This is a genomic window from Cupriavidus sp. R6-3, assembly GCF_059772245.1.
The window spans coordinates 1-4883 of the sequence record NZ_JCBAJO010000293.1; the positions used below are offsets into that span (position 1 = coordinate 1).

At 67.7% G+C, this 4883-nt stretch carries 4 protein-coding genes; all 4 read right to left on the reverse strand.

Features of this window, described 5'->3' with window-relative positions; genetic code table 11:
* On the reverse strand, positions 1-760 hold a 760-nt coding region (locus AC6EI8_RS24175; RefSeq protein ID WP_498383086.1), incomplete at its 3' end, for a DUF72 domain-containing protein.
* A gap of 109 nt (positions 761-869) precedes the next feature.
* Positions 870-2102 carry a class I SAM-dependent methyltransferase gene (locus tag AC6EI8_RS24180; RefSeq protein ID WP_498383087.1) on the reverse strand — a complete coding sequence of 411 codons (1233 nt, stop codon included), beginning with the start codon at positions 2100-2102 and terminating at the stop codon, positions 870-872.
* A gap of 342 nt (positions 2103-2444) precedes the next feature.
* The gene (pdxH, locus tag AC6EI8_RS24185) at positions 2445-3083 is read right to left on the reverse strand and encodes a pyridoxamine 5'-phosphate oxidase (protein WP_149317806.1); all 639 of its coding nucleotides are present in this window, start codon (positions 3081-3083) and stop codon (positions 2445-2447) included.
* Between the two features lie 222 nt (positions 3084-3305).
* Positions 3306-4499, reverse strand: a complete 1194-nt coding sequence (locus AC6EI8_RS24190; protein WP_498383088.1) for an MFS transporter — start codon at positions 4497-4499, stop codon at positions 3306-3308.
* Between the last annotated feature and the right edge of the window lie 384 nt (positions 4500-4883).

Sequence of the window (4883 nt, forward strand, 5' to 3'; positions counted from 1 at the left end):
GCACGCCATGCGTACGCAGCAGCTTGATGAAGCGCGGCGTCAGCAGTTCGGGGTCGCGCAGCTCGACCGCATAGCAGGCGTTCGGCGTCTGCGCCGGGTCGAGCGCGGGCAGCGCCGACAGGAAGGCGTCGAGCCGCGACAGAAAGCCCGCGGCATCGGCCGCCATCGCGCGCAGCGGCGACAGCTGGAACAGCAGCGGCCCGCATTTGGCGCCGAGCCCCGCGGTGGCCGGCGCGATGAAATCGCGGACGGCGATCTCCACATCGAGAAACGCCGCGTTGGCGAGCCGGCCTGCGCCATTGCTCGCGCGCAGCCACGGATCGCAGACGCTGGCGGGCGCCTTGACCAGGAAGCGGAAATCGTCGGGCACCTGGGCCGCATACGCGAGATAGTCGGCCAGCGGAATCGGCGCGTAGAAGCCGCGGTCGACGCCGGCGGCGCGCAGCAGCGGATGGGCGGCATAAGCGCTCAAGCCCTTGCGCGACAGCAGGCTGTCGCTGTAGTCGCCGTCGTAGACCAGGCCATTCCAGCCAGGGTAGGACCAGGTCGAGGTGCCGAGATGGAGATGGGCGGGCAGCCGCGCGGCCAGCGCCGCCAGTTCGGGAGAGGCGGCGACCGGCTGGACCGTCTTGCCGCGCCGGGCCGGTTTGGTGGCCGCCGCCGACGCGGCCGGCGCCGCGGGAGCAGGAGCGGCGGCGGGAGAAACGATGCGACCCGATGTCTTTTCGGACACCGGGTCGCCGAACAGGTCTTCAGTCAAAGGTGGTTCAGTCGAGCCTGATTGAGTCAGCGAGTCAGCGAGTCAGCGAAGGTCAGCGAAGCCAGCGCGCACAGCGCGCACAGCGAAGCCTGGCGTCATGCCGGCCGCCTCAATCCAGCGTCTTGTCGTAGATGTAATGGCGCGACCAGGGCAGCGTGCTCGACGGCTGTGTGGCCTTGTGGCAGACCACCTGGTAGATCGACATCTTCTCGCTGTCGAACGCCTGCGCGCAGCCGGCCAGATAGACGCGCCAGATGCGGTATTTCTTCTCGCCGACCATCGCGCGAATGGTCTCGCCGTGCGTCTCGAAGTTCTCGGCCCAGTGCCGCAGCGTCTGCGCATAGTGCCGGCGCAGCAGCTCCACGTCGTAGGCCTCCAGGCCGCCCTTGGCGAGCGTATGCAGCACCATGCTGATGTGCGGCAACTCGCCCTGCGGGAACACGTAGCGGTCCATGAACTGGGCACCGTCCATCGGCACCTTGCCGCTGTCCGGATCGGGCGAGGTGATGCCGTGGTTCATCGCGATACCGTCGTCGGCCAGCAGCTCGCACATGCGGCTGAAGTAGGTGACCAGGTTTTCCTTGCCGACATGCTCGAACATGCCGACGCTGGTGATGCGGTCGAAGGTGCCGCCGACATCGCGATAGTCCTGCAGGCGGATCTCGATGCGGTCCGACAGCCCGGCCTGTTTGACCCGTTCGGTGGCCAGCGCGAACTGGTTTTCCGACAGCGTGATGCCGACGCAGCGCGCGCCGAACTTCTGCGCGGCGCGCAGCACCAGCGCGCCCCAGCCGCAGCCGATGTCGAGCAGTGTCTGGCCCGGCTGCAGGCGGATCTTGGTCAGGATGTGGTCGATCTTCTTGAGCTGCGCGGTGGCCAGGTCCTCCGTGCCGCGCTCGAAGTACGCACAGGAGTAGACCATGTTCGGGTCCAGCCACAGCTTGTAGAAGTCGTTGGAGACGTCGTAGTGGTATTCGATCGACGCCTTGTCTTCCTGCTTGGTATGGGTGAAGCGTTGCGCGACGCGGGCCAGCGTGCTGCCGGCCAGTTGCGTGGTGGCGCGCGAGAAGCCGTAGCCGACCGCGATGATGTCGGCGAGCTTGCCTTCCAGATCGATCTTCTGCTGGACGTAGGCCTCGCCCAGGTTGTCCAGCGTCGGCGTCAGCAGCAGCGGCAGCGCGCCGGCCTCGCGCACGGTCAGCGTGACCGCCGGTTGTTCGAAGTTGCCCAGCGCGTATTCGTGGCCATTCCAGAGCCGCAGCTTGACGGGCAGGTTGGCCTTGTCGCGCAATTCCGCGACCCAGCGCTCCAGTTGCGTGTCCAGTGCTTGCTTGAAAAACATGCGGCTTTCCTCCTGATGAATGGCGGCATATTTCCGAACGAACAGCGCTCCAACCACAGCTGTGGGCGGCCTGGCCTTCCGATATATCAGGCTGTGCCATACCCAACGCCAGAGCCCGCTGCCTGGTGCGTCTGGCGTTTCACTTTATACGCCAAACCGCGCCGGTGTGCAGTGCACTGCCTAGACCCCATATCAATGACAGGGGCAAAACGGTGCGCGCCCGATGAGGACCATCACGGCGACACCACGGCGACGCTTCGGGTCGCCGTCGGGCGATCCTCAGGACGACCTCAGGCGATCCTCGGCGGCCTCAGGGCGACCCCAGGGCGACCTCAGGCGACCTCACGGCGACAGCCGCGCGATGCGCCAGCTGCCGTCGGGCTGGCGCAGATAAGCGATGCGATCGTGCAGCCGCGACGGGCGGCCCTGCCAGAATTCGACGCGCGTCGGCGCCACGCGATAGCCGCCCCAGTGCGGCGGCCGCGGCGGGTTCTCGCCGAAGCGCTGGCGGAACTCGGCCTCGCGCTGTTCGAGCAGCGCGCGGTCGCTCACCTCCTGGCTCTGCGCCGACGCCCAGGCGCCGATGCGCGAGCCCAGCGGCCGCGACGCAAAGTAGGCATCGCTCTCGGCGTCGCTGACTTTCTCGACGGCGCCTTCGATGCGGACCTGCCGCTCGAGCTGTACCCAGTGGAACAGCAGCGCGGCGCGCGGATTGACCGCGAGGTCCAGCCCCTTGCGGCTCTCATAATTGGTGAAGAAGGTGAAGCCGCGCTCGTCGATGCCCTTGAGCAGCACGATGCGGGCCGAGGGCTGGCCGCTGGCGTCGACCGTGGCCAGCGTCATCGCATTCGGCTCGGGCAGCTTGGCGGTCAGCGCTTCCTCGAACCAGCGTTCGAATTGCGCGATGGGTTGGGGCGCGACATCGGCTTCGGTGAGGGAACCGAGCACATAGGTACGACGGAGATCGGCGAGTTGCGTCATGGCGGGAAGGGCAGCGGCATGGCCGCGGCGGGGATGGCTGAAGATTCCTGAACGGGTCTCCGATTGCGTCGGCACAGCGTCTTGCGTGCGGTCGACAAGCGGATCCGGATGCCTGGAGTATAGCGAAGGCATCCCGGCCCGCGAGCCGGCCTGGACCGTGCTCCAGCCAGGCTTCAACCGCGCCCCGACCGTGTTTCAACCGCGCTTCGACCTGAAGCGGCCTCAGGCGGCGGGCGGCGGCAGCTTGCGCGTCTGTCCGCGCGAATAGTAGCCGGCCACGCCCATCGCGCCGGCCATCGACAAGAAGATCGGCAGCATGCCCAGCGCGGTGCCGACCACGCCGAAGGTCAGCGGCCATACCACCTGGCTGGTGTTCAGCACGGCGGAGCGCAGGCCCAGCGCCTCGCCGGCGCGGCCCGACGGCGACGCGCTATGCAGGATGTTCATCACGTTGGGCTGGGCGCTGCCCAGCGCCAGGCCCAGCACGAACGCCAGGCAGCACATCAGCCAGAACGTCGAGACGAAGGGATAGAGCAGGTACGCGATGCCGCCGACCAGCAGCGCGCCGCGGATGATCTTCCATTCGGACAGATAGCGCGTGACCAGCGGCATCGCGATGCGGATCGCCAGCGTGGCGATGGCGAAGGCGCCGAGCACCCAGCCGATCGACGAGGGCGACAGGCCGACGCGCGTGCCCTGGATCGGGATCAGGAAGGCATGCAGGTCCCAGGCGGCGGACAGCACCGCGCTGGCGACGAAGACGGCGCGCAGCTCGGGCACCTGCAGCAGATCCAGCGCGGAGCCGCGGCTGCCGTCGAGCGCGGCCTGGCGCGCGGCGCCGGCGCCTTGCGCGGGCAGGCGGTCATGGACGAGCCGCAGGCCGATCTGACCGATCAGCGCGACGCCGACCAGCAGCAGGAAGGCGGGGCGATAGCCGGCGTGCTCGATCACGTAGCCGACCACCACCGGGCCCAGCGTGCCCGATACCGACAGCCCCAGCGCATGCCAGGTGTAGTTGCGAAGACGGGTCTCGTCGGTCGACAGTTGCCCGATCAGCAGCTGCATCGCGACCTGGACCAGCATGAAGCCGACGCCGATCAGCGCGCACGACGCGTACAGCGCGGCGACGCTCGGCCAGATCGCCGGCAGCAGCGTGCCGCCGACCACCATCAGCGAGCCCGCGGTCATCGGCCGGCGCGGCCCGATCTGGTCGATGCGGCGCCCGGCGCGGATCGCCAGCAGCATCGGCAGCAGCGCGTACAGCGACATCAGCACGCCGAGCGTGATGGTCGAGGCCTTCAGCGAAATGGCAAACAGGGAAACGACGACGCGGCTGGCGTTGAACGCCACGTGGTTGCACACCGTCAGCGCGATCAGAACACTGATCGGCATGGCGGCGGCGGAATACGGCGTCATTCGTGCAAGGACCGGAGCGGAGGGGGTGAAACGGCAGACCGGAACAACCGGGAAAAGACGAACGGGGGGCGGCATGCGCCGCGCCCCGCAACAGGCCGCGCCCTGACGGGCGCCACCTGCAAATTGCCATCCGTTTACAGCGTGGTGTTGTGCATCGAGGCGCCGCTACCGCTGGGCGTCTCCATGTAAATGGCCATTTAATTATGGGACGCTTGTTGACAGCGTGCAACGGTCTTTTAGGTTTTGGTGCACAGAAACGGGGCGTTGGTCCGCGAGTGTTGCGCTGGAGCATCGGTGGACACGCACCAGCGGGTCGAAGTGCGTCGGGCAGCGCGTCAGCCGCCCTGGTACATCGGCGTTCTGTTGGGTCCGGGCGACGGTGCG